24 protein-coding genes, 3 pseudogenes and 1 other annotated feature are annotated in these 23,361 nt (G+C 37.2%); of the genes and pseudogenes, 4 read left to right on the forward strand and 23 right to left on the reverse strand.

What is annotated here, in order from left to right:
- The first annotated feature begins 55 nt into the window (after positions 1-55).
- Positions 56-496, forward strand: coding sequence for a hypothetical protein (locus tag OR571_RS20855; protein WP_282245708.1), 441 nt, complete (start codon positions 56-58; stop codon positions 494-496).
- An 892-nt stretch (positions 497-1,388) separates the two neighbouring features.
- Here OR571_RS20855 and OR571_RS20860 read toward each other — a convergent pair.
- The 6 genes from OR571_RS20860 to OR571_RS20885 form a co-directional block, all read right to left on the reverse strand.
- Positions 1,389-2,387 carry an ABC transporter ATP-binding protein gene (locus OR571_RS20860; protein WP_282245710.1) on the reverse strand — a complete coding sequence of 333 codons (999 nt, stop codon included), beginning with the start codon at positions 2,385-2,387 and terminating at the stop codon, positions 1,389-1,391.
- Positions 2,387-3,406, reverse strand: coding sequence for an ABC transporter ATP-binding protein (locus tag OR571_RS20865; RefSeq protein WP_282245712.1), 1,020 nt, complete (start codon positions 3,404-3,406; stop codon positions 2,387-2,389). Before OR571_RS20865 ends, OR571_RS20860 begins: the two co-directional genes overlap by 1 nt.
- 33 nt (positions 3,407-3,439) lie before the next feature.
- Entirely contained in the window at positions 3,440-4,288 is an 849-nt protein-coding gene (locus tag OR571_RS20870; protein ID WP_282245714.1) for an ABC transporter permease, read from the reverse strand.
- A 31-nt stretch (positions 4,289-4,319) separates the two neighbouring features.
- Positions 4,320-5,264 (reverse strand): ABC transporter permease, encoded by a 945-nt coding sequence (locus OR571_RS20875; RefSeq protein WP_282245716.1) that lies wholly within the window; start codon positions 5,262-5,264, stop codon positions 4,320-4,322.
- 92 nt (positions 5,265-5,356) lie between these two features.
- Positions 5,357-6,970 carry an ABC transporter substrate-binding protein gene (locus OR571_RS20880; RefSeq protein WP_282245718.1) on the reverse strand — a complete coding sequence of 538 codons (1,614 nt, stop codon included), beginning with the start codon at positions 6,968-6,970 and terminating at the stop codon, positions 5,357-5,359.
- Positions 6,971-7,212: 242 nt separating this feature from the next.
- Positions 7,213-8,070, reverse strand: coding sequence for an MBL fold metallo-hydrolase (locus OR571_RS20885; protein ID WP_282245720.1), 858 nt, complete (start codon positions 8,068-8,070; stop codon positions 7,213-7,215).
- A 116-nt stretch (positions 8,071-8,186) separates the two neighbouring features.
- Positions 8,187-8,381: a binding site (T-box leader), on the forward strand.
- 10 nt (positions 8,382-8,391) lie between these two features.
- Here OR571_RS20885 and OR571_RS23025 point away from each other — a divergent pair.
- The 3 genes and pseudogenes from OR571_RS23025 to OR571_RS20900 all read left to right on the forward strand — a co-directional run.
- Positions 8,392-8,598, forward strand: a pseudogene (locus OR571_RS23025) (hypothetical protein); the annotation flags it as partial.
- Between the two features lie 66 nt (positions 8,599-8,664).
- Positions 8,665-10,088 (forward strand): annotated as a pseudogene (gene argS, locus OR571_RS20890) (arginine--tRNA ligase).
- Between the two features lie 80 nt (positions 10,089-10,168).
- Positions 10,169-10,777, forward strand: coding sequence for a collagen-like triple helix repeat-containing protein (locus OR571_RS20900; protein ID WP_282245722.1), 609 nt, complete (start codon positions 10,169-10,171; stop codon positions 10,775-10,777).
- Positions 10,778-10,854: 77 nt separating this feature from the next.
- Here OR571_RS20900 and OR571_RS20905 read toward each other — a convergent pair whose 3' ends face one another.
- The 17 genes and pseudogenes from OR571_RS20905 to OR571_RS20985 all read right to left on the reverse strand — a co-directional run bounded on the left by OR571_RS20905 (position 10,855) and on the right by OR571_RS20985 (position 23,195).
- A complete protein-coding gene (locus tag OR571_RS20905) occupies positions 10,855-11,370 on the reverse strand; it encodes a flavin reductase family protein (protein WP_282245724.1) in 516 nt (171 codons plus the stop codon).
- 21 nt (positions 11,371-11,391) lie between these two features.
- Positions 11,392-11,990: pseudogene (locus OR571_RS20910) on the reverse strand (nitroreductase family protein).
- A gap of 23 nt (positions 11,991-12,013) precedes the next feature.
- Positions 12,014-12,520 carry a GNAT family N-acetyltransferase gene (locus OR571_RS20915; protein WP_282245726.1) on the reverse strand — a complete coding sequence of 169 codons (507 nt, stop codon included), beginning with the start codon at positions 12,518-12,520 and terminating at the stop codon, positions 12,014-12,016.
- Between the two features lie 30 nt (positions 12,521-12,550).
- The gene (locus tag OR571_RS20920; protein WP_282245728.1) at positions 12,551-13,060 is read right to left on the reverse strand and encodes a GNAT family N-acetyltransferase; all 510 of its coding nucleotides are present in this window, start codon (positions 13,058-13,060) and stop codon (positions 12,551-12,553) included.
- A gap of 35 nt (positions 13,061-13,095) precedes the next feature.
- Entirely contained in the window at positions 13,096-13,806 is a 711-nt protein-coding gene (locus OR571_RS20925) for an amino acid ABC transporter permease (protein WP_282245730.1), read from the reverse strand.
- Positions 13,807-13,827: 21 nt separating this feature from the next.
- Positions 13,828-14,532, reverse strand: a complete 705-nt coding sequence (locus OR571_RS20930) for an amino acid ABC transporter permease (RefSeq protein ID WP_282245732.1) — start codon at positions 14,530-14,532, stop codon at positions 13,828-13,830.
- 34 nt (positions 14,533-14,566) lie between these two features.
- Positions 14,567-15,373, reverse strand: coding sequence for a transporter substrate-binding domain-containing protein (locus OR571_RS20935; RefSeq protein ID WP_282245733.1), 807 nt, complete (start codon positions 15,371-15,373; stop codon positions 14,567-14,569).
- Between the two features lie 46 nt (positions 15,374-15,419).
- Positions 15,420-15,683, reverse strand: a complete 264-nt coding sequence (locus OR571_RS20940) for a glutaredoxin family protein (protein ID WP_282245734.1) — start codon at positions 15,681-15,683, stop codon at positions 15,420-15,422.
- Between the two features lie 17 nt (positions 15,684-15,700).
- Positions 15,701-16,708 carry an LLM class flavin-dependent oxidoreductase gene (locus OR571_RS20945; protein WP_282245735.1) on the reverse strand — a complete coding sequence of 336 codons (1,008 nt, stop codon included), beginning with the start codon at positions 16,706-16,708 and terminating at the stop codon, positions 15,701-15,703.
- Between the two features lie 32 nt (positions 16,709-16,740).
- A complete protein-coding gene (locus tag OR571_RS20950; RefSeq protein WP_282245736.1) occupies positions 16,741-17,493 on the reverse strand; it encodes an amino acid ABC transporter ATP-binding protein in 753 nt (250 codons plus the stop codon).
- Positions 17,494-17,515: 22 nt separating this feature from the next.
- Positions 17,516-18,844, reverse strand: a complete 1,329-nt coding sequence (locus tag OR571_RS20955; protein ID WP_282245737.1) for an LLM class flavin-dependent oxidoreductase — start codon at positions 18,842-18,844, stop codon at positions 17,516-17,518.
- 316 nt (positions 18,845-19,160) lie between these two features.
- On the reverse strand, positions 19,161-19,487 hold the full coding sequence (locus OR571_RS20960; protein ID WP_282245738.1) for a LysR substrate-binding domain-containing protein: 327 nt from the start codon (positions 19,485-19,487) through the stop codon (positions 19,161-19,163).
- A 26-nt stretch (positions 19,488-19,513) separates the two neighbouring features.
- The gene (locus tag OR571_RS20965; protein ID WP_282245740.1) at positions 19,514-20,047 is read right to left on the reverse strand and encodes a LysR family transcriptional regulator; all 534 of its coding nucleotides are present in this window, start codon (positions 20,045-20,047) and stop codon (positions 19,514-19,516) included.
- A gap of 153 nt (positions 20,048-20,200) precedes the next feature.
- Complete coding sequence (locus OR571_RS20970) at positions 20,201-21,112, reverse strand: exonuclease domain-containing protein (protein WP_282245742.1); 912 nt, start codon at positions 21,110-21,112, stop codon at positions 20,201-20,203.
- Between the two features lie 102 nt (positions 21,113-21,214).
- Positions 21,215-21,730 carry a YflT domain-containing protein gene (locus tag OR571_RS20975; RefSeq protein ID WP_282245743.1) on the reverse strand — a complete coding sequence of 172 codons (516 nt, stop codon included), beginning with the start codon at positions 21,728-21,730 and terminating at the stop codon, positions 21,215-21,217.
- 132 nt (positions 21,731-21,862) lie between these two features.
- Complete coding sequence (locus tag OR571_RS20980) at positions 21,863-22,861, reverse strand: HAAS signaling domain-containing protein (protein ID WP_282245745.1); 999 nt, start codon at positions 22,859-22,861, stop codon at positions 21,863-21,865.
- Positions 22,848-23,195: a PadR family transcriptional regulator gene (locus OR571_RS20985; RefSeq protein ID WP_282245746.1), complete on the reverse strand. Its 348-nt coding sequence runs from the start codon at positions 23,193-23,195 to the stop codon at positions 22,848-22,850. Before OR571_RS20985 ends, OR571_RS20980 begins: the two co-directional genes overlap by 14 nt.
- Positions 23,196-23,361 lie beyond the last annotated feature (166 nt).

Consider the following 23,361-nt stretch of genomic DNA (forward strand, 5'->3'; position numbering starts at 1 on the left):
TTGAATTCTGTTATAATTAAGATAAGAATTTAGCTATTATAATGGAGGTTTAGAAATGGAAAATAACAAAATATCACTGATGGATGCTTATATGATTGAAACCTTACGCAGTAATGGATTATCTAATGAAGAAATGGTTGCCTTATTGGAGAAAAAGAATATTAGCGATTTGAAGCAAATAAATAGAAAGTTTGATTTTAATAATCTAATAAACTTATACGAGCAAGATAATGATATCTTTAAATCGGTCCTTCAAGATGGATATACGGTGAAATTTTTAACAATGAACGGTCTCAAAAATCTTTTACAAATGAAGTTCGATAAAGCTGCTGAAAAAGACTATGAAATATCCGATACAGGGATTCAGCGTTTAGAAATAGAAACACACCAACTTTCTGCCCTGCAACAACTCCTATCTATTAACTGGATTATTGAAGAGCAAACTGACACTGATATCGACTCTTCCAAGAAAATAGTTAATATACAACTCGTTTAAGAAAAAAGTAAAAGCGACTCTATCTGCCCTCGAGATGGTAAATGGGAAGAAGAAATAATTTGGGATGTCGCACATAATAAAGAAACTGCGACGTAAGAAATTTTATTAGGTGACTACTAGGATTTTCGCTTCAGGAGGACGCTTTCCGCGGGGCGGGCGGTGAGCCTCCTCGGTCGCTGTCGCTCCACTGCGGGGTCTCACCTGTCCCGCTTGATCCCCGCAGGAGTCGCCTCCTTCCGCTTCAATCAATGGAGACTCCTTGCTAATTTAGCTCAGCAGTTACTAGAGCTATAAAAGGATTCTGATTCACTGGTTATTTATGATTGACTTACTAAAGAAAATCATAAACAGTTTTCGACCAGGCAAATCCAATAAACAACCAAACAGCTGTCGAAAGCAACCAGATTACTCTAGAGAGCAACCAATTTCCCCTAAAACAAGTTAACTGGGATTGAGACGGCAATAATAATAGAGCATTAACTAAGATTACTTTTCAAAAAGCTTCCGCTTGCTCGGCTTTGGTCACGTTCCCAGCATGTATTGGCGTGTTACATCATTTATTGGGATTTAATAGTTAGAAAACCACTGAAGAAGTTTCATTTGTTAAACAGTTACGACTTTTAGATAGCGTTATCCTGCATAGATTGGAGCGAAGGGCGTCGACTCCAGCCGGAATAGCTTGAGCTGAAGACCCTGGACTGAGCGTAGCGAAGGAAGCGGCTGAAGCCAAGCCGGCGGAAAGCGTACGCCCTGTAGCGGAAATCTTAGCTGACTCTTCATTCAATTCATTACATCGCAGTTTCCCTATACTCTTCTAAAAACTAGTAAATTTATTACTTCCTAAACCACAAAAACTCTATTTGAAAAGGTGATCCCCTTCAAATAGAGTCTTTTATTTTTGTATCTGTTCCGCATGCTCAATTGGGAAAAAACATGCTACAGTGTGCGCCGTTCCATCCTCTTTCGTTTCTAATAATGGAACATTCTTTTTACAGTAATCTTGTGCCCTTGGGCATCTTGTATGAAATACGCAACCAGAAGGAGGATTAGCTGGAGAAGGTAAATCTCCTTTTAATACAATTCGCTCACGTTCTTTTTCTTTCACTGGATCAGGCAATGGGATTGCTGATAATAATGCATTCGTGTACGGATGTTGTGCATTTTGATAGAACGACTCATTATTGGACAACTCCATCACTTTCCCTAAATACATAACCCCTACTCGATCTGCCATATGTTTTATAACAGATAAATCATGCGCGATAAATATATAGGTTAATCCTAATTCTTTTTGTAGATCTTCCAGCAAGTTTATCACTTGAGCTTGGACAGATACATCAAGTGCACTAACCGGCTCGTCACACACTATCAATTTTGGTTCAAGCGCAATTGCACGAGCGATTCCAATTCGCTGTCTTTGACCGCCCGAAAATTCATGTGGAAGTCGATGATAATACTCTGGTTTTAATCCAACAAGTTCCATTAGTTCTTGTACACGGTGTTTCACATTTTTGGTTGTCTTATATACTTTTAAAGGAGCTGCAATTATGTCCCCTACTTGCATTCTTGGGTTTAAACTAGAAAAAGGATCTTGGAATACCATTTGTATATTACGTCGAAGTTCATGCATTTGCTTTGCATTGTAGTTTAAAATACTTTCTCCTTCGTAAAAAATATCTCCAGAGGTAGGTTTTAATAATCCTAAAATAGTTTTTGCTAATGTACTTTTTCCACATCCTGATTCCCCAACAATGCCCAGCGTTTCTCCTTTATTGACCGATAAACTAACTCCGTTTACTGCCTTTACATAACCAGTTGTTTTTTGGAGCACTCCCTCTTTTATCGGGAAATGCATTTCCAAATCTTGAATCCGAAGCAATTCTTGTGACATTATAGAGGAACTCCTTTCGTTTCAAAATTCTCTAGTTGTAGCTTACCTTCTTCAAACGTTTTTTCAGATAAAATACAAGCGGCATAATGCCCTGCTCCTCTTTCTGTTAAGCTCGGATCTATCTTTAAACAGTCTGCAGTAGCAAATGGACATCTCGGATTAAAGTTACATCCTTTAGGCGGTGACACTAGATTTGGAGGCTGGCCTTGAATAGGTATTAAGCGTTCGCGTGAACTCGTATCAATTCTTGGCATTGAACGCAGTAATGACCATGTATAGGGCATTGCCGTATGATAAAAAATATCCTCTGTTTTTCCTTCTTCTACAATTCTTCCAGAATACATAACTACTATTTTGTCTGCTAATTGGGCTACTACCCCTAGGTCATGGGTAATTATGATAATAGCAGTACCGTATTTTTTTTGAATGTCTTTCATTAAATCTAAAATTTGAGCTTGGATTGTCACATCCAACGCTGTTGTTGGTTCGTCCGCAATTAGAATCTTCGGTTTTCCTGCTAAAGCAATCGCGATCATTACACGCTGTCTCATACCACCGGAAAGCTGATGTGGATAGTCATTCATGCGACGTTCTGGATCTGAAATTCCTACATCCTTTAATAACTCAATCGCTTTCTTTTTTGCTTCAGCACGATTAATATTCTGATGTGTTCGAATAGCTTCCATTAGCTGAGTGCCTATTTTAAAAATAGGATTTAAACTAGACATTGGGTCTTGAAAGATCATCGCAATGTCATTCCCTCTTAGGTTACGCAACTCTTTCTCTTTTAAATGGAGTAAATTCTTTCCTTCCAACAAAATTTCACCTTGTGGATAAAATGTAGGAGGAGAAGGATTTAGTTGCATTAAAGATAGAGCTAAAACACTTTTTCCACTCCCTGATTCACCAACAATCCCTATCGTTTCTCCAGCTTTTAAAGAGAACGATACATCATCGACTGCTTTTACAATACCTGCTGGTGTATCTATATAAGCTTTTAAATTTTTCACCTCAAGCATACTTTCTCCACTCCTCAAGTACGTAAAGTATGATTACGCATATTTCTGCTGGCTAACTTTCTTTCTTTTTTTCAATTGTTTTTTTGCATGTGGATCAAACGCATCTCTTATTCCATCCCCAAGCATATTCAACGCTAAAACTGTAAGGACAATTCCAAGCCCAGGGAATATAGAAAACCAAGGTGCCATCGAAATGTAAATTTGTGCTTCTTGAAGCATATTACCCCATGTCGGCGTAGTCGGATTTACTCCGATACCTAAGAAACTAAGCGCCGCTTCAGCAAGTATGGCTCTTGCAAAGGTAAACGTCCCCTGCACTATAATTGGGGATAATATATTCGGCAGTATATAAGTTGTCAAAATCACAAAATCACTTGCTCCTGTAGTTTTAGCAGCTTCGATATATTGAACATTTTTCACTTGAAGTACGGCAGCACGTACAATTCTCGTCATAATTGGCCAAAATGCAAATCCTAATGCAATAATAATATTCGCAACCGAACCTCCAAGGGCAGCAACTAATGCCAATGCAAGTATTAACGCTGGAAAGGCTAACATGCCATCCACAATTCGCATTATGATTGAATCCGCTTTTTTATAATAACCTGCTATTAAACCTGTGACCGTTCCCAAAAATGTCGCTACTACTGCCACGACCGCTCCGACGATCAAAGAAACTCTTGCGGCATATATAGTTCGGATAAATATATCCCTACCAAAGTGATCGGTACCAAACCAATGTTCACTCGACGGGCTAAGTAAACGCAGAGTCGGATCGATAAAAGAAGGAGATGTCTGACTCCATAATGATGCAGTAATTGTTGCAATCGTTATTAGAAGAAGTATGCCAATTGACAATAAATTTCTTTTCCGCTTCAGCATTTAATAATCCCCCTTTCCAATTTTTCAGACATTAATCATACCGAATTCTCGGATCCAAAAATGTATATAGTAGATCCACTAACAAGTTAACTATTACATATACAACCGCGATAAATAAGATAACGCCTTGAATTATTGGATAATCTCGTCTATAAATAGAATCGACTAATAATTGGCCCATTCCTGGTATTGTAAACATCGTTTCAATGATAACTGTACCTCCAAGTAAGCCCGCGACCATTGCGCCAATTACCGTTGTCGTCGGAATGAGTGCATTGGAAAAAACATGTTTCATTAACACGATACTTTCTTTCACGCCTTTTGCACGAGCAGTTCTAATATAATCCTGGTTTACCGATTCAAGCATACCGTCTCTAAGCATCCTTGCCACTAAACCAATCTCAACAGCAGCCAGGACGAACGAAGGTAATATCAAATGATACAACCACTGAAAAATTCCGTCTGCCATCGGGATATAACCTGCTACAGGGAACAACGGAATAGAAACCGCAAACCCAAGTACTAATAGCATCGCAAACCAAAACTCTGGAATAGAAACCCCTAGAAGAGAGATAGATATAAATAATGGATCTATTAATGTATTTCGTTTCCAAACAGCGGCTATAGCGATTGGAATCGAGATTACTAAGATCATAATTATAGATACAATCGTAATACTAAAAGTTGGACCAAGACGTCCTATAATAATATCTAACACAGGTTCAGACGAATAAACAGATTGACCAAAGTCACCTGTCACAATATCCTTAACCCAGTTAACATATTGCATAACTACTGGTTGATCCAATCCTAATTGCTCTTCCAGTTGCTTAATACTTTCTTCTGAAGCATCTTCCCCTAAAATAAGATGGGCTGGATTTCCTGGTGTCAAATGAATAATCATAAACACAATAATACTCACGATGAACATTACTGGTATTAATGAAAACAATCTTCTAATCGTGTATTGTAGCAATTCCCTCTCACCTCACAAGCAACTTTTTATATAAAAGCAATAAAGGAAAGCTTGTCAGAAATAGTACCCAACAAGCTTATCCTTCAACTAAACTATTCAGCTTTCCAAGTATTCCAGAATCGTTGACCTAACCAGTTTTCATAGTTTTTAATTTTATTTGTTTTAATATCTAGTGTAGTTAGATTCGCAATTTTAATAAATGGAAGCTCATCGTTGACAGTTTGGTTCATTTCGGTAAGGATTTCTTTTTGTTGTTCTCCTGTCTCAGCTTCTCCCCACTGAACAATTAAGTCAGACCAACGTGGACTCTCATACCAACCACTACTTTGTATATTTGGTACAAGCATCCCTAATTCGTTTGGAGAGAAACGAGTAGACCATCCGATAACTACTAAATCCCAGTTTGCAGGATCTCCCCATTTTTCAAGATACGTTGCCCATTCATAAGAAATAAGTTCTACTTTGAAACCAACCTCTTCTAGTTGCTGTTTAGCCACTTGTGCGATTTTATTGTATTCTTCCGAGTTGCTAGAATACACTACTTTTAATGTTTCTCCATTGTAGCTCGATTCCTCTAACAGTTTTTTCGCAAGCTCTTTGTCATATGCCAAGTAGTCATCCGAACCTTTATCTGAATATAGTTCTACTTGTTCAGGAACGAAAAGCGCGCCATCTAATTGATAAAACTCTTCAGAGCCATATGTTGCTTCTGCAATAACTTTTTTATCTAAAGCATGATTTAAAGCTTGGCGTACTTTAATATCGTTAAAAGGAGCTTCTGATTTATCTGGTGTAATGGTCGAATAGCCATTCATATAAGTTACAGGATCAACATTCGGTGTACTTGCAACTACCTCATTTAAATCTGTAGGAATGGATTGGCCATAATCATACAAACCAGTTTTCAATCCGTTTAGTATTACTTGTGGATCTTTAACAATCATAAATTTAATTTCATTGAAATAAGCGGTTTTCTTGCCTGTTAATCCGCCCCAGTCTTCCTCTTCACGTGCTGAGTAATCAGCAAATTTTTTCACAACGATTTCTTGACCTCTATCCCACTTCTCAAATGCGTATGGACCAGTTCCTATTAAATGCTCTGGTTTCAAGGGTTGCTCACCAGCCGCTTCCGCAACTTTAGCTGGAATAATGATAAGTGCAGATTTTGGTGCAGCAAAATCTGCTAGTAAAGAGTTGTATGGTTCTATAAGCTTTACTTGGACTTCATTTTCTGAAGTAGCAGTAACCGACTCGATGTGAGTAAACGTTGTTTTACCAACTGACGATATTTTCCCCCAACGTTCAATAGAAGCAACTACATCTTCTGCAGTAAGTACTGAACCATCGTGGAATTTAACACCTTCACGTACTTTTATCGTATAAAGCGTTCTGTCTTCATTCACCTCATAGCCCTCTGCTAACATTGGTTGGATAGCAAAATCGTTATCCAATGCAAATAGCATCTCGAAAATATGCCATGCTACGTCTCTTGTTGGTGATGCTCCAGTATAACTCCAATCGAGTGTATCCGGATCTGATGCATACGCAACTTTTAGCGTTTCACTTACTACTGGTTCTCCTGCATCCTCTTCTTCATTACCCGTTTTACTTGTATTAGCCTCATTATTAGAGCATGCTGCTAATCCTATTATTAATAGTATTCCTACAATTGCCGTCATCCATTTATTTCTCTTAATAGATTGCATGATTATCCTCCTTGCAATATGTTTTATCGTTGGTAGCTTTATTTACCCTAAATTTTTATTCAGATAATTTAATCCCTACAAAACCGATAAGAATATAATGCACTAAACCGATAGAATATTCAATACATAAATAAATAATCATAATATTCTGTTTTTTATGACTGTATTTTTATATCCACATACTTAAAAACGTTTAGCTGGTGTGATTTCCTCACACCCTCTAAACGTTTTTTGATTATTTTTTACTGATTGTGTCCATCTATATATTTTCCGTAATCAGGCATAGCGATTTTTTCAAAATCTGTTACCAATAGTCGTAGGTTACTCGTTAACAAATCACCTGACATCGGTAATCCATGACCAGTAACCGCAATTTTTGGATTTAATTCTGCTAATTTTTCCACCGACTCTCTAGCTGCCACCCAATCGGTAGTAAGGTATCTCGGTGGACCACTAATTTCCTGCTCCTGTGTTAGCACTTTATATAAGTATTCTTGTTTCACCGTTACAAACGCATCACCAGCTATTAATAGTCCATCTTTTTCTCTATAAAAAGAGACATGTCCTGGGGAATGACCAGGGGTATGAATCCATCTAAAATCTGGCATATGTGGTATGGTTCCATCCGAAGGCAACTCTTTTATGTTATTGCCTAAATTTATTGGATCAATAGGAAACATAGGGGACATTTTAGCTACCATACCACCTTCTACAGTAGGGTCTGGCTTAGGATAACTTTCTTTTCCCGTTAAGAAAGGCAACTCTAATGAATGTGCATAAACTGGAACTTCCCACTTGTTCACTAACTCAATGATGCCACCTACATGATCAAAATGTCCGTGAGTTAAAATGATAGCACTTGGTTTACTACCTGTTCCAAAACGTTTCTCAACTGCAGAAATAATATCATTTGCAGAGTGTGGCATACCTGCATCTACCAGCACAAACTCATTAGAATCAGGCTTTCCGACTAAACAAATATTGACGATTTGTACTGTATGACAATAGATATCCGGCAGAACTTCTATCCCTATTCCGCTTGCAATCGATGTTGCTGGAATAAATTTATAATCATCCCCATATGAAATATTAGAATCCATAAGTACCCTCTTTTCATTTTTATCATGGTTAGCTTTTCCCTTCTAAGTGAAACTATACCCTAATGCTTTTTTTCAAAACAATTTGACTTTTCTTCTTTCCTTTGGTAATTTTAAATACAATATCTGAGAAAAAGAGAGTAACAATTTCCGATTAAGTAGCGAGCTAGGGATGGTGAAAGCCTAGTTAAGAAGAGTTGTGAACCGCACTTTGGAGATGCTTTTTAGAAAAGCCGGAGACTCACCGTTATAGAGAAAGTGGCCAAAATAGGCAAATTGAGTGGTACCGCGGAAGTTATGCTTTCGTCTCATTATTATGATGAGATGAAGGCTTTTTTTAGTTTAGGAGGAATTCAATTGAAAAAAGAAATAGTAAGCATTCTTCAACGTTTTACAACAGAAACAATTGATGACAGTATGATTGAAATCCCTGTATATGCTCATTTAGGGGACTATGCATTGCCTTGTTTTCCTTTAGCTAAAAAGCTTAGACAATCTCCTATCCTGATTGCGCAGGAGCTTGCGGCGAATATTCAGGATGAAAGCATCGAAAAAATCGAAACAGTAAATGGGTATGTAAATATATTCATAAAAAGAGTGACATTTGGTCATTCGATATTAACCAACATTCTCAATCAAGGAAAACAATATGGATCTTCCAATATAGGTGCTGGAGGAATTGTCTCAATTGATATGTCCTCCCCTAATATTGCAAAACCATTTTCTATGGGGCATTTAAGATCTACAGTGATCGGAAATTCCATTGCGTTATTACATGAAAAAAGTGGCTATCAACCTGTTAAAATCAATCATCTTGGCGATTGGGGTACCCAATTTGGGAAGCTGTTAGTAGCTTATCGATTATGGGGAAGTGAAAAGAAAGTACAAGAAGCTCCGATCGAAACGCTATTGGCTCTTTATGTTCGCTTTCATGAAGAAGCTAAAATAGATGACTCCTTAAACGACAAAGGAAGAGCAGCATTTAAATCGTTAGAAGATGGTGATACAGAAGCATTAGCACTTTGGGATTGGTTTCGTACCGAATCATTGAAAGAATTTCAAAAAATATATGACTTACTTGGTGTATCATTTGATTCTTTCCAAGGGGAAGCTTATTACAATGATAAAATGGAACCTATTGTTGAAGAGCTACTTGAAAAGAATCTCTTAGTCGAATCAGATGGTGCACTAGTAGTAGATGTTGGAGAACATTTACCCCCATGCCTTATCAAGAAATCCGATGGCGCTACTTTATATGCGACAAGGGATATTACTGCTGCTATTCACCGGAAGCATACTTATAACTTCGTCAAGTCATTGTACGTAGTAGGAATGAACAAAGCTTACACTTCGCACAGCTAAAAATTGTATTAAACAAAATGGGATATCCATGGTCAGATGCTATTCGACATATCCCTTTTGGTCTAATCCTAAAGGACGGAAAAAAATTATCGACGCGCAAAGGAAAGATTATTCTATTAGAAGAAGTGTTGAGTGAAGCCATTCTCTTGGCTGAAAAAACAATCGAAGAAAAAAACCCTTCATTAATCAATAAAAAAGAAGTGGCAAAAGCAGTAGGGGTCGGTGCCGTCATTTTCAGTGATTTAAAACAACACCGAAAGCATGATATCGAATTTGATTTAAAGAAAATGCTACAAACAGAAGGTGAAACTGGACCTTATGTTCAATACACCTATGCAAGAGCGTGTTCCATTTTAAGAAAAGCATCTGCTCCAAACACTTTTGAAATAACGGATGTAAATGATTACGAGTGGGAAGTCATTAAGTCCCTCCAGCAGTTCCCATCGGTTATTTTACGAGCTACAGATGAATACGATCCATCCTTACTGGCAAAATATGCAGTGCATTTGGCACAATCCTTTAATTCTTTTTATGGTAATGTGCAAATCATGACCGATACCAAGCATTTATCGTATCGCATCGGGCTCGTTCAATCTGTTGTAATTGTATTAGAAGAATCATTAAGACTACTCGGTATAAAAGCCCCTGCGGAAATGTAATATACCCAAAAACTACTGTCGAAAGTCCAATTCCCCTATTCTTTTATGAATAAGTTAATCAATAGGGGAGGTGAAATTAATTGGATAATAATCAGCCATGTAGTAAATGTGGTAAAGTTCATACTAATAGAGGCAGAAGAGGTCCAATGGGTCCAGAAGGTCCTCGAGGAATCCAAGGACCTCCTGGTGAACGAGGTGAAAGAGGGCCACGAGGATTTATGGGATTGGAAGGTCCTATAGGGAAAACAGGTGCTCAAGGACCACCAGGTGGAATTGCTGAATTTGCTTACATTTATAACATTGGTGAACAACGTATTCATCAGGAAGAGGATATTTCCTTCGATTCAAATGGCCTTTTAACACAAGGGATTTCACATAATGCTGGAGAGTCTAACATTAAAATTAAGTATGGTGGTATATACGAAATTATCTACCACGTTACTGGCAAACAATCGAATCAGTTAACGTTATTTGCTAACGGAATCGAAGCAACCAATACGACCTTTGGTACAGAGGACGGAAATGCCCCCAATATAGGTATCCAAATCCTCCAATTAGAGGATAACACGGAGCTAACCCTTAGAAATCATACATCTACTCCTAGCCATCTCGACTTACCGGGAAACGCGGGAGGCACCCAAAATAACGTCAACGCAGCATTGACGATTAAAAAGCTTTCTACTAAGTAATATTATAGAATAATTCAAAAAAAAAACATCTTGCCCTTTCTTTCATTCGGCAAGATGTTTTTAATAGAAGTTCATCATTATTTATTTTTATAAAAGTTGTCAGGAATTGCTCCGAAATTTCTTTTATGATAAAGTAGTGGGTTTTTATCTTCATTATGAATGTGGATAACTTCCCCAATAAAAATGATGTGGTCTCCGGCATCAATTTGCTGCGCAGTTTTGCATTCCAATTGGGCAAGTGATCCAGACAACACAGGCAAATGTCTTGCCGATTCCTCCCACTCGCATTGACTAAAACGATTTTCTACCTTTGAAGCAAACAAACTACAAATATCCGCTTGATCGTCAGCCAAAATATTTACCGTAAATTTTTCCGCTTCTATAAATACAGGATAGGAGCCCGACTTTTTATCAATGGACCATAATATAAGTAAAGGATCTAGAGAAACAGAAGCGAATGAATTGACCGTTAACCCTACTGGATTATTTGCCTGATCAAAAGTGGTCACTACTGTTACGCCAGTCGGATAATTTCCTAAAGCTTTTTTGAATTCATCTTGTGCAGATCCTACATTTACATTTACACTTACCATTAAATACACTCCCATTCTTGTTTACTTTACAATCACAACGCGATGTTCAACCGGTTCTATTAGTTTTTCTTTCGGGGATGAAATAGGATTGCCAATGGTAGTTGAGCAATAAGTTCCCATTTTTCTTGTATCCCCCAAGATTCTTTCACTTCTTTTGATAGTGTAGGATAGATGTGTTGTAAACTCGCTCCAAATCCTTCTTGTTCAAGTGCCGTCCAAACTAGATACTGTAACATGCCAGATGCTTGGTGAGACCAAACAGGAAAGTGATCCTCTACACTTGTAAATTTCTTTTGGAATGATTCGACAATGGAATAATCTTCAAAGAACAACACTGTACCATAGCCGCTAGCAAAACCATCGAATCGACTTTGTGTAGAAGCAATCTTTTCCTCAGCAAGCCCTTCCTTTACTGATTTAAATGCTAGTTTCCAAAACTTTATATGCTGATCACCCAATAGCACAACAACCCTTCCTGTTTGGGAATTGAATGCAGTAGGTGTGTGCTTTACTACTAAACTTATAATATCTTGGATTCTTTCATCTGAAATTATTTTTTCATCATTAATACCATATATTGAGCGTCTACTTTGAACAGCAGAATAAAAACTTTTGGTCATTTGGAATACGCCCCTTTCTTTCCTCATAATTCTAGTCGGAAGCATTTCACATGCACATCCGCGTTTTGAAATTCTTTGGTTTCGTCTCGCTTAAATCCAAGATGTTCATACAATCGGATCGCTTGAGTCATGTTCTCACCTGAATGTAAATATAAATAGCTAGCCCCTTTTTCCTTCGCATAGCTGGCACTTTCCTTTAACAAAGCCTTCGCAATTCCTTTCCCTCTTGCTTTTGGACTAACCGCAAGCAACCTTACAATTGGATCTACTATTCCAAGCTCCGGTCTTTGATAAGCTGCTTCTGAGTTCGTGAATAATTGCAATGTCCCTAAGAATTCCCCTTCGCTTTTTGCGACCAATACTCGATCTATAGAAGGATTATCTAGTGAACGTTTAATACTTTCCAAATACACGTGCCAAACAGCTGTACTAAAATCACTTTCATATTGTCCATAACTTTCTACTAGCAATTCCACTACCGCCTCTTTGTCGGCTTCCTTCAATCTATCAATCGTAATTACACTTGCCATACAATTCCTCCTAAAATGAGACTCTAAAAACTAAATGTCCAATCGATAGCATTTCACTACAAAATTCAATTTATTATACTCTTTCGATCTGTCTCGTTTAAAACCGAGATATTCATATAAACGGATTGCTTTAGACATTTTATCGCTTGTATGTAAATAGATATGATTAGCACCAATTCCGCGTGCATATTTGATGCTCTCTTTCATCAATGCTTGTGCAATACCCTTCCCTCTTGCCGCCGGGCTAACAGCTAGCATACGAATGATAGGCGAGTCTATTTCTAAATCAGGTTTGTTATAAGCCGTTTCTGAGTTAGTAAATAACTGTAGTGTCCCCAAAATTTCTTCCCCATCTTTAGCAACTAAAATTTTTTCTACTTTCGGATTATTTACAGAAGAAGTCAAATCATACGCATAATTTAGCCAATCTTGTATGTTTGCATATGAATCCTTGTATTGTGAATAGCTTTCTACTAGTAAACGGCCAACTGCTTCTTTTTCTGTTTCCTGCACTACATCAATTGTTATCACACTTGTCATAGCAAAACCTCCATCTGTTTGTTTACAATCCTGGGTTAAGCTACCCCACCCTTACTATATTGCTGTACTCTCTTTTCGATCAAATAATAAATACCTTCCATAATGATCGAGATGCCCCAATAGATTAATCCAGCAGCTATAAATGATTCTAAAAACTTTAAATTAGACGATGCAACGATATTAGCCATTCCGGTTAACTCTTTTTGAGAAACAAGAAAGGCAATGGAAGTAGTATGTAAAAACCCTACCGAGAGATTAGTAAAGTTTGGAATCGACATAGCTAAAGCCTGTGGTAGTAAAATACGCCCCATAGCTTGAGGAGTACTCATACCAATGGAGTATGCTGCTTCCATTTGACCTTTTGCAACACTGGAAATACCCGAGCGAATAATTTCCGATAAATACGCCCCTGCCGTAAGAGATAGTGCAAATATTACGTACAAGTAAATTGGAATTTTGTTTGTTTCATATGGTAGGTTTAAAGAGTTAATAATACTATCTAGCACCATTGGAATACCAAAGTATATAAGCATAATATGCATAATCGCTGGTGTTCCTCGGAAAAAAGATACATATCCATTAGCAATCGAATATAACCCTTTCACTTTGTACTCCCTTATTAATGTAACTACCAAACCTATAAAAAAACCTATTACTACCGGAATAATGGCTAGCATTAATGTTAGTGGAATAGCTTTCGCAATTTCTTTAAATGCCACCCAAATAAACGGAATATCAATTACCATGAATACATACCTCCCACACCATCAAGCAACTGAAGTATCTGTTCCCCGATATCGATTTGCATACTTTTCAAATACTTTAAATCCTTTTTCTAGTATTAACACAACCACATAATACACGACAGATAGTGCGATATAAACCTCTAAAGCATGGGCAGTTGCAGCGATGATTGTTTCTCCTCTTCCCATCATATCCATCACTCCAATCGTAAAGGCCAATGAAGTATCTTTCAATGAACCGATGACTGTATTAGCGATATTCGGAAAAGCTACTCGAATGGCCTGTGGGAATACAATACGTGTAAAGTTTTGAAATGGGGTCATTCCAATCGAATAGGCCGCTTCCGTTTGCCCAAACTCTACAGCAGAAATCGCTCCTCGGAAAATCTCTGCAAATATAGCGCCATTGCTCAATGAGTAGGTGATGATCACAAAGTATAGTGCGTCCATTCTAGAAATATCAATATTTATAATGGATAATACAGCAGGTAGCCCGTAAAAAACTAAAAATAACTGAATGATAATCGGTGTTCCTCTAATAAACGATATATAAATCGTTACTAGTTGTTTTACTATTGGAATATGGAACAACTTTGGTATCGCTGCTGCTATACCAATAATTGTTCCTAAGAAAATAGATGCTACTAAAATCTCTAATGTTACACCAAGATATTTAACTAATGTTGGAATAAACTCCAAAATCAAAGAAGGATCAAATACTTTTCCCATACATTCTGCTCCCTTCCCTCTACCGGAGAAGGATTTAGAATTCTACCGAATAATCCGCTCCAAGCCATTCATTACTTAATGCACTTACCGTTCCATCCTCTTTCAATTCTGTTAATGCTTCATCAATACGTTTTTGAAGTGTTGTGTTTCCTTTTTGTAATAAAAAGTAAACATTTGAGTTAAGTAAAGTGTCCCCTACAACTTTCTGTTGTGCATCTGATTGTTCATTTAAAAAGTCTGCCGCAAATGGCGTTGAAATGGTTGCATCTACACGTCCAGTGCGAAGTTGATTAACGATGTCAGATGTACTAGAAGTATAAATAATCTCTGCACCAAGATTGTTTTCTTTATTATATTTTTCAATATAAACTGCTGCGTTACTAGTAGCCGTAGTCGCTATCTTTTTTCCTGCTAGATCATCGATAGATTGGATGCTTTCATTACCTTGATGAACCGTAACTTTTAATGGGAAAACATTATAAGGCACTTCATTAAACAAGAACTTCTCTTGACGTTCTTCATTCACTTCCATTTGATGGGCAATAAAATCAATCTTATCTGTTTCTAAACTCAGCAGTAAGTTAGAAAAATCCATCGTTTTGAATTCAAATTCATATTCTTCTAATTTCTCATCAATTGCACGTACCAACTCCACATCGTACCCAGTTAGATTACCGTCTTCATCTAGGAAACAAATATTAGGAAATTGCGTACCAGTACCAACAATAATCTTTTGTACATCTGATTTGCCATCTGAAGTTTTAGAACTTGCTTCATTAGAAGAACAAGCCCCTAGAAAAGCGACTGCTAGGACTAATAAAAGTGTTAATACTTTCTTCAATATAAATCCTCTTTTCTTATTTGTTTAGTAGGTTTTATACAAAAAATTATACAAGAGCTGGTTCTAAAGCTACCTTTAAGTGCTCTAAACCAACTTCTGTCACAGCTTTGTAGGTATTTCCTTCACCAATTTCAACGACAGGCACATGACGAACATTATATTTAGTTTCTAAAATATCTCGAAACTCATCGTGATTCGTCACGTCTACTGTTTTATAAGGAATATTTTGCTCAGCTAAATATTTCTTCACTTCGTTGCAATAACTACATCCTTCTTTTGACCAAACAACTACTGATAAATTTTGTGCCATGTTTTTTTCCTCCAATTTTATGCATGAATTGCTTGCTTCAATAGTTTTTTCGGACTTAATAATTCAAAAGAGCGAAGTCGTTCTTTCGGATTCGGAATCGGTGTATGCAGGATAAATTCATCTACACCGTACACTTGATGAAACTCATCTAAAACTTCCTTCACTTGCTCTGGGGTTCCACAAATGATATTCGCATCATATTGTTTTACTTCATATGCTTCCCCTGACTCTTTTCCAAACTTTTCAGCTTGCTCTATTGTTTGTAATGTTAGCGTACGACCACTTGCTAAATGAACTTTTATAATTTTTTGGTTACTCGCAAGTTTCTTCGCTTCCTCTTCGGTAGGAGCTGTTATTACTGTTACTGAAACGATAAACGTTCCATTCGGATAAATCTCCCGATACGTATTTGCCGCTTCCTTTAAGATATCGTTATCGCTATTTATAAAACGTGCAAAAGCAAAAGAAATTCCAAGATTTGCAGCTAGTTTTGCACTATTTGGGCTTGCGCCTAACAAATAGGTTTCTGGTTTTACAGGAGGTATTGGAGTTGCTTGAACATTAGCAAGCTCATGTGTTTCGGGAACATTATTATGCAGAAGCTGTTGCAAGAAAGCTAACCTTCCTTCAAAATCTTCCCCTGTATTCGCTGTTCCATATTGCAATGCTTTTGTGGAAAGAGGCAATCCACCCGGAGCTTTTCCAATACCGAGATCTACTCTTCCAGGTTCAAGCGTGGCTAGCACGTTAAAATTTTCTGCAACTTTATAGGGACTATAATGCTGTAGCATAACTCCACCAGAGCCTACTCGAATGCTTCTTGTTTTCGCTAACAGATAAGAAACTAGTACTTCTGGAGATGAACCGGCTACTGTATCTGAATTATGGTGTTCTGACACCCAAAATCGTTCATATCCCCATTCTTCTGCTTTCTGAGCCAAGTCTACTGTTTTTTGCAAAGTATCATAGTTAGATACGCCTTCGACAACCGGACTTTGATCTAAAATCCCTAATTTATACCCCATAAACTCTCCTCCACTTCCAAAATACCTCGTTTTTAAATTGAATACTCTAGCTCAGGTGTCATCCTTTTTAAAAATTGTTTTGTACGGTCTTCTTTAGGTGTTCTAAAAATATCGTTAGGAACGCCTTCTTCGACCACTACCCCACCATCCATGAAAATGACTCTATTAGACACTTCTTTCGCAAAATTCATTTCGTGCGTAACTATAATCATGGTGATACCTTCCCGAGAAATCTTCCGAATAACATCCAATACTTCTCCTACAAGTTCAGGGTCTAGCGCTGACGTTGGTTCATCAAAAAGGATAACTTCTGGATTCAAAGCCAATGCTCGTGCAATGCCTACTCGTTGCTGCTGTCCACCTGACAACTGAAGAGGATATGCATCTACTTTTTGCTCCAAGCCCACTTTTTTCAACATTTCAAGTGCAATTTCACGTGCTTCTTTCACATTCACTTTTTGAACAACTACTAATCCTTCCATCACATTTTGTAAAACTGTTTTATGTTGGAATAGATTGTAACTTTGAAATACCATCGCCGATTTTCTTCGTAACTGATATACATCTTTTTTATGCACTTTTTTAGAATCGATTGTGACATCATCTATCGTGATAGTACCTTCATCTGGTCTCTCTAAATAGTTAATACAACGTAGTAGCGTCGTCTTTCCTGAACCACTTGGACCTAATATGGAAATGACGTCCCCTTTATCAATTTGTATATTTATACCTTTTAGAACTTCATTTTTTCCGAACTTTTTATGAAGATTAGAAATGGAAATCATTTTATCCCTCTCTCTTAATGCATTAAACAAGTTGCTTAGCATATCGACTTTTTAAAAATGGAAGTCCTAAATTTCCTCTTAAAGTGTCTGCTTCATATTCTTCCCGGTATAACCCACGTTTTTGTAAGATTGGGACAACTTTTCCCACAAAATCGTCTAATGTATGAGGCGCTTGTGTTGCAATGATAAAACCGTCTGCACCACGCTCTTCAAACCATTTTTGTACTAAATCTGCAATCTTTTCTGGCGTTCCTATAAACTCTGAACGGGGTGTTGCTTCTCTTAGTGCCACTTGACGAAGTGTAAGATTTTGCACTTTTGCTTCGTGTTTAATACGATCTGTATGGCTTTGGAAGCTGTTTTTTCCTATGTCACCTAATTCGGGGAAAGCTTCGTCTACCGGATATTGAGAAAAATCATGATGATCGAAGTAACGACCTAAGTATGCCAAAGCTCTATCAATAGAAACTAAATTAGCAATCTCTTCATATTTCTTTTCCGCTTCTTCTTCCGTATCACCAATAATTGGCGAAATGCCTGGGAAAATATTTAACTGATCCGGGTTACGTCCGAATTCGATAGCTTGTTGTTTCACATCTTCATAAAAACTTTTCGCAGATTCTAGTGTTGGATGCATAGTAAAAATAGCATCTGCTCCTTTTGCAGCAATTGTCTTTCCTGCTCCTGAAGATCCTGCTTGAAATACTACCGGCTGCCCTTGTTTCGAACGTCCAATATTTAATGGCCCTTGTACCGAGAAATATTCACCTTTGTGATTCAGATGATGTAATTTGGTTGGATCGAAAAACACATCATTTTCTTTATCTCCCACAAATGCATCATCATCCCAAGAGTCCCAAAGACCCCTTGTTACATCTAAATACTCTTCGGCAATTTTATATCTTGTAGCATGATCGGGGTGCTGTTCAACTGTTTTATTGTAATTCAATGCAGTGCTTTCTAAAGGTGTTGTCACCAAATTCCATCCTGCCCGGCCACCGCTAATATGATCGAGCGATGCAAATTGACGAGCAACAGTAAAAGGCTCACTGTAAGAAGTAGAGACAGTTCCAACTAAACCAATACGAGAAGTTACAGCAGCAAGCGCCGATAAAATAGTCAAAGGTTCAAAACGATTTAAGAAATGTGGAATGGACTTTTCATTAATAAATAATCCATCTGCGATAAATACCAAGTCAAATTTTCCTTCTTCTGCTTTTTGAGCTTGTTGTTTATAAAAATCCAAGCTTACACTCGCGTCTGTTTGCACTTCTGGATGTCTCCATCCTGATATATTACCGCCAACTCCGTGAATGATTGCCCCAAATCGAATCTTTCTTTTGTTCGTCATGTGAATTCCTCCCATTTATCAATTACGCCTCGGCGTAATTGCGTTCAGATTTTGAATTGCGGATACGCAATTCACTCCATTCAAAATCTGTGACATCCGCCGGAGGCTTAACTTGAATCAGCATTTATTTTGTACATGTATTCCTGCATTCCATCCTTCTACTTCTAGAAGAGAGGTTCTTCTGATGATTCAAGTTAAACCTAGTTAACTGATACGATTAATATATATTTTATATTGAATCCTATGCTATCACTTTAAGTAGATGAATTGCAATACGTTTACTGATAGAAAAATTTATTGGATTGATAGAGAAAGTCTATTGGTACATTTGAAAGCTTTCAACAGTTTGAGCGATATCTCTCCATAATTGCCATTTTGCAACGTCTTGATTTGCATAAGTTAAAAAGACATGCTGCTTAATTTGAATTAAATGAGCAACATCGATTTCTATCAATTCCCCTCTTGCTAGTTCATTCTTTATGCATAGATAAGGTAAAAACCCAATCGCACAGCGATTTTTAATAATAGATTTGGCCACTTCTAGATGATCTACTTGGAATTCAATTCTAGGTTCCACTTTTCCCACTTCAAATAATTTATGAATTCGATTCCAGTCAAAAGCGCCACACTCAAAAAATACCATTTGCTCTTCAGCTAATCGATTGGCTGTTATATTTTCTTCATATTGCAAGGATGATCTGGATAAGCAACTAATCTTACGGAATTATCCAATAATTGTTGTTTTTGAAGTCCTTCATTATTTGGATCCTTGATAAAAGCTATATCTACTTGTTTTTGCAAAAGCTTTTCTATTAAAACATCATTTGGCGCTGCGATAAATTTAAAACGTAATTGCGGATTTGCTTGTTTCCATAATGGTAATGCAAAAGGAATAAAGTATTGTGAAGTAATAGTATTTGCCCCAATAACTACTTCTTCATGACCAGCTCTTTCCTTCATAATTTTTTTTCCTTCTTTATACGTTTGAATGATTTGTTCTGCATATGGTATAAACTCTCGTCCGTGCTCCGTAAGCAAAAGTCCCCTGCCTTGGCGAACAAATAATTCGGTATTCAATTCTCTTTCTAATGTTTTAATCCTTGCAGTCACTGTCGGTTGGGACAAAAACAATGCATCCGCTGCTTTATGAATGCTCTTTAATTGCACGACATACATAAACGCTTCCAAATGATCGATATTCATTTTCTATCCCTCTTTTCTTATCTATCATCATAATCAAATTATTCCAAGTGGTAAAGTATGCTTTTAGGATTTAAAAAAACTAAGCCATTAGTATGTGGCTTAGTTGTTACTTTTTTATTAGATGTAATGGAAAGTTACCCTTTGTCTCTTTCTTTATTTGACCATTCTTAAAAAGTCTTGTTCTCCAACAATTTCAATCGGGTAGCCCTGTTCAATCAACGCTTCTACTTTTTGCATCTTCGTACTTTTAATACCTTGTACATATTTAAATAAATCCTGATCTCCCACGACTAAAAAGTTTGTTGTTGCATCTACTTGCCCTTTGCAAATAGCACCACAATTAGTTGCATATCGTGCGGCTATCGGCCTCGTCATGGCTACCATTTTTCCTGTGAATACAATATTCGCTCCATAAAATGGGTGCTTTGTATTAAGAGGTCCACTTTCTGCCATGATTGACTGCAAGAATGCATCACCAGAACTCTTTCTAGCACGCGGTGTTTTCTTATTTGCCAGGGCAGGACTTCCTAATTTAAGCTTATGCAAAACAGAAAGCTCTTGAATGGAGTTGGTTTGTGTTTTTTTCATCGCCTCTAGTGCAATTAATGCGGAAGCTCGAGCATCTTCCAGTGCATCATGGTGCCTCAGGCTAATACTTAAATAATTTGCGACAGTGGAGAGTTTATGATTGTACAAATTTGGCCAAACCTTTTTCGCAATTCGATAGGAGCATCCATATTGAAAATTCGGCTCAGACTCATGAATCCTTTTTAAAGAGTCTCGTAACACGCCGATATCAAAGCTTGCATTATGCGCAATAATCGTTTCGTTGTCGATATACTGTTTAAAATTAGGCCAATACTCTTCAAATGTCGGTGCATCCTGTACCATATATTCCGTAATCCCATGAATTTTCGTATTGTAATAATGAAATTCACTCAATGGGTTGATCAATGTATGCACTTCTTCTTCAATTTTCCCATTTTTTACTATCACTATGCCGACCGAGCAAACACTGGAGCGTACACTATTTGCAGTCTCGAAGTCTATGGCCACGAAGTTCATCTTATCCCACCTTGCTTTGTTCGTATACTTATTATCTCATAGATTATTAACTTAATAAAACCCCTTGCACTCATGCACAAGGGGGAGAGGTTGTTACTCTTATTAATATAGTCTATTTCTCTGTGGCATTTCATCTAGCTTTTCCTTTAATTGTCTTCTTTCTTCATATTGCTCGGGGGAAATCCGCCTTTCTCCACCTACTAAATAAGGATCGGTTGCAAATGTCTCTCCTCGTGCAAAACGATCTTGCGGCTCATCTAAGCGACCGATGGACGATTCGTCAGCAAATGTTAGCACATCCGTGTAGAGAACAATTGATCCTCTGGCCACTTCCCCTGCATAATAATCCGTTTCTTCTTCTGACAAATCAAGTCTCCGGAGCCCTTCTGTTATAGCATCATCGCCAGTAAAGATGGATTTAAATTTATCGACAAACGTTCCAGCCTCATGAGTAGAAACTTTAGAATGACGATTTAACGTATACAGATGCGCACCTTCTTGAGATATTACATGTATATCACTGTCCGCATATCCTTGTTCTTGCAGGAGTTCCAACTTTTCATACATCTCTTCTTCTGAACGAGCTATTTCAATTCGTCGATTTGATTCAATGTCCATTGTATTTCCTCCTAGTTTTTAGTCTTGCTAAGTTTATACCCTCCTTTTGTCCTAAAATAACCTTTCTAGTTAGTTTTTAATAATCCTGTAATATTAGAAACAAAAAAGAAGAGTGATAAAAAGCCACTCTTCTCACCCTCGAATATTTGCTTTTCGAAACCCTTGCACTACATCAATCACAGCAAATACTATCCACATTAATATAACTCCAACTTTGACAGGCTCTTGAAGTTCAAAAGTAAAATGGAATAAATGCTCCAGATACTTATAGAACTCTATGTTGATCAGGTTATTTTCATTAAATATAATGATAAACACGACTGTAGAAACGACCGTTCGTACAGTATTCATAATGGCTACTTTTGTAGTCCATTGTGCAGCCATGAATTTATAAAAAACAAAAGCTACTTCTAAGAGTAATGCAAATAAAACAATCAACCAATAGGAATATAGTACATCCTGATTGAAAGTAGGGATTACTAACTGAAGCTTTCCTTGAATCTTTTCATAAACACCAATTAAATGAACGGCATTGAAATAAACAGCTACAAAGACTGCAATCCATAGCAGACTACCAAATATATCGACTTTAGAAATTTTCTTTTCCTTCTTAATGTACGGTATACCTTTCAAATCATCTGGTGTCCATTCTTTCCAGTTGGGGGTAAGCGGAGTTTTATCTTTCAAAGCATCCGTACGCTCCAAAATAGCAAAAACCAATGTAGTCCAGAAAAATGTCTGAATCAGCGAGCTAATCATTCCCCATATACCATGCCCTACAATAGTAAGAATTGTACCAAGTATAGCTTCTTCTCCAGTATAAGACATAATATTTTCCGTAATAACAACGATTAATGCGAGCATCGCCACTATTGGTATAATCATTTTCAATAAAGTCACATACATATCAAAGTATCTTGGTCCTATCAAATGCATCGGACGATCTGCATAACCACTTGCAAGCAATGCCGGATTCCCTAAACTTGCAAGAGCCCCTTTCGCTTCTTTCTCCGAGTAATTATCGGGAAGCATATCCTCAATAGTTGACCTAAGTTCAAGCGCAATGTCCTCCCGATTCTTTTCAGGAATTCTGCGCGTTACTTCCTGTATATAAATATCAATCAGGTGCATTTTCCACATCTCCTTTCAATAAAGTTTGAAGTTCCATTGTTGTTTTCTCCCATTCGTCTTGTAACTGTTCCAAAATTTCTATTCCATATTCACTTAATACGTAGTATTTCCTAGGTCTACTTTCCGTTGTATCCCAGCTGCTTTCAACTAGCTCTTGTTTTTCTAAACGTCGAAGTAAAGGATATAACGTGCTTTGATCAATTGAAATGCCAGACTTTTCTAGGAGTTGAACTAAAGAATAACCATATTGAGGGGTTCTAAGCTGACTCAAAACCGCAAGTGTCAACGTTCCTCTCCGTAATTCTGTTATCAATGAATTTAGTAATTTACTCATTTTCCACCTCACTTACTTATACTATATGTCGTACACTATAATTATACTGTGTATAATACACTATTATTTTACTTACAGCAATATTTTTTATACAATACAAATGCGCTTTAACCCCTTTCTACGACTCTACTTAGCAAATTAGAAAGATGAATGGAATAATGCACAT

Origin of the sequence: Psychrobacillus sp. NEAU-3TGS (assembly GCF_029955155.1) — a bacterium.
Classification (GTDB): domain Bacteria; phylum Bacillota; class Bacilli; order Bacillales_A; family Planococcaceae; genus Psychrobacillus.

Bases quoted from the DNA above. Each gene is read 5' to 3' on its own strand.
- OR571_RS20855 (WP_282245708.1), top strand. From the start codon at position 56: ATGGAAAATAACAAAATATCACTGATGGATGCTTATATGATTGAAACC.
- OR571_RS20860 (WP_282245710.1), bottom strand. From the start codon at position 2,387: ATGTCACAAGAATTGCTTCGGATTCAAGATTTGGAAATGCATTTCCCG.
- OR571_RS20865 (WP_282245712.1), bottom strand. From the start codon at position 3,406: ATGCTTGAGGTGAAAAATTTAAAAGCTTATATAGATACACCAGCAGGT.
- OR571_RS20870 (WP_282245714.1), bottom strand. From the start codon at position 4,288: ATGCTGAAGCGGAAAAGAAATTTATTGTCAATTGGCATACTTCTTCTA.
- OR571_RS20880 (WP_282245718.1), bottom strand. From the start codon at position 6,970: ATGCAATCTATTAAGAGAAATAAATGGATGACGGCAATTGTAGGAATA.
- OR571_RS20885 (WP_282245720.1), bottom strand. From the start codon at position 8,070: ATGGATTCTAATATTTCATATGGGGATGATTATAAATTTATTCCAGCA.
- OR571_RS20905 (WP_282245724.1), bottom strand. From the start codon at position 11,370: ATGGTAAGTGTAAATGTAAATGTAGGATCTGCACAAGATGAATTCAAA.
- OR571_RS20915 (WP_282245726.1), bottom strand. From the start codon at position 12,520: ATGGCAAGTGTAATTACGATTGATAGATTGAAGGAAGCCGACAAAGAG.
- OR571_RS20920 (WP_282245728.1), bottom strand. From the start codon at position 13,060: ATGACAAGTGTGATAACAATTGATGTAGTGCAGGAAACAGAAAAAGAA.
- OR571_RS20925 (WP_282245730.1), bottom strand. From the start codon at position 13,806: ATGGTAATTGATATTCCGTTTATTTGGGTGGCATTTAAAGAAATTGCG.
- OR571_RS20930 (WP_282245732.1), bottom strand. From the start codon at position 14,532: ATGGGAAAAGTATTTGATCCTTCTTTGATTTTGGAGTTTATTCCAACA.
- OR571_RS20940 (WP_282245734.1), bottom strand. From the start codon at position 15,683: ATGGCACAAAATTTATCAGTAGTTGTTTGGTCAAAAGAAGGATGTAGT.
- OR571_RS20945 (WP_282245735.1), bottom strand. From the start codon at position 16,708: ATGGGGTATAAATTAGGGATTTTAGATCAAAGTCCGGTTGTCGAAGGC.
- OR571_RS20950 (WP_282245736.1), bottom strand. From the start codon at position 17,493: ATGATTTCCATTTCTAATCTTCATAAAAAGTTCGGAAAAAATGAAGTT.
- OR571_RS20955 (WP_282245737.1), bottom strand. From the start codon at position 18,844: ATGACGAACAAAAGAAAGATTCGATTTGGGGCAATCATTCACGGAGTT.
- OR571_RS20960 (WP_282245738.1), bottom strand. From the start codon at position 19,487: ATGGTATTTTTTGAGTGTGGCGCTTTTGACTGGAATCGAATTCATAAA.
- OR571_RS20965 (WP_282245740.1), bottom strand. From the start codon at position 20,047: ATGAATATCGATCATTTGGAAGCGTTTATGTATGTCGTGCAATTAAAG.
- OR571_RS20970 (WP_282245742.1), bottom strand. From the start codon at position 21,112: ATGAACTTCGTGGCCATAGACTTCGAGACTGCAAATAGTGTACGCTCC.
- OR571_RS20975 (WP_282245743.1), bottom strand. From the start codon at position 21,730: ATGGACATTGAATCAAATCGACGAATTGAAATAGCTCGTTCAGAAGAA.
- OR571_RS20980 (WP_282245745.1), bottom strand. From the start codon at position 22,861: ATGCACCTGATTGATATTTATATACAGGAAGTAACGCGCAGAATTCCT.
- OR571_RS20985 (WP_282245746.1), bottom strand. From the start codon at position 23,195: ATGAGTAAATTACTAAATTCATTGATAACAGAATTACGGAGAGGAACG.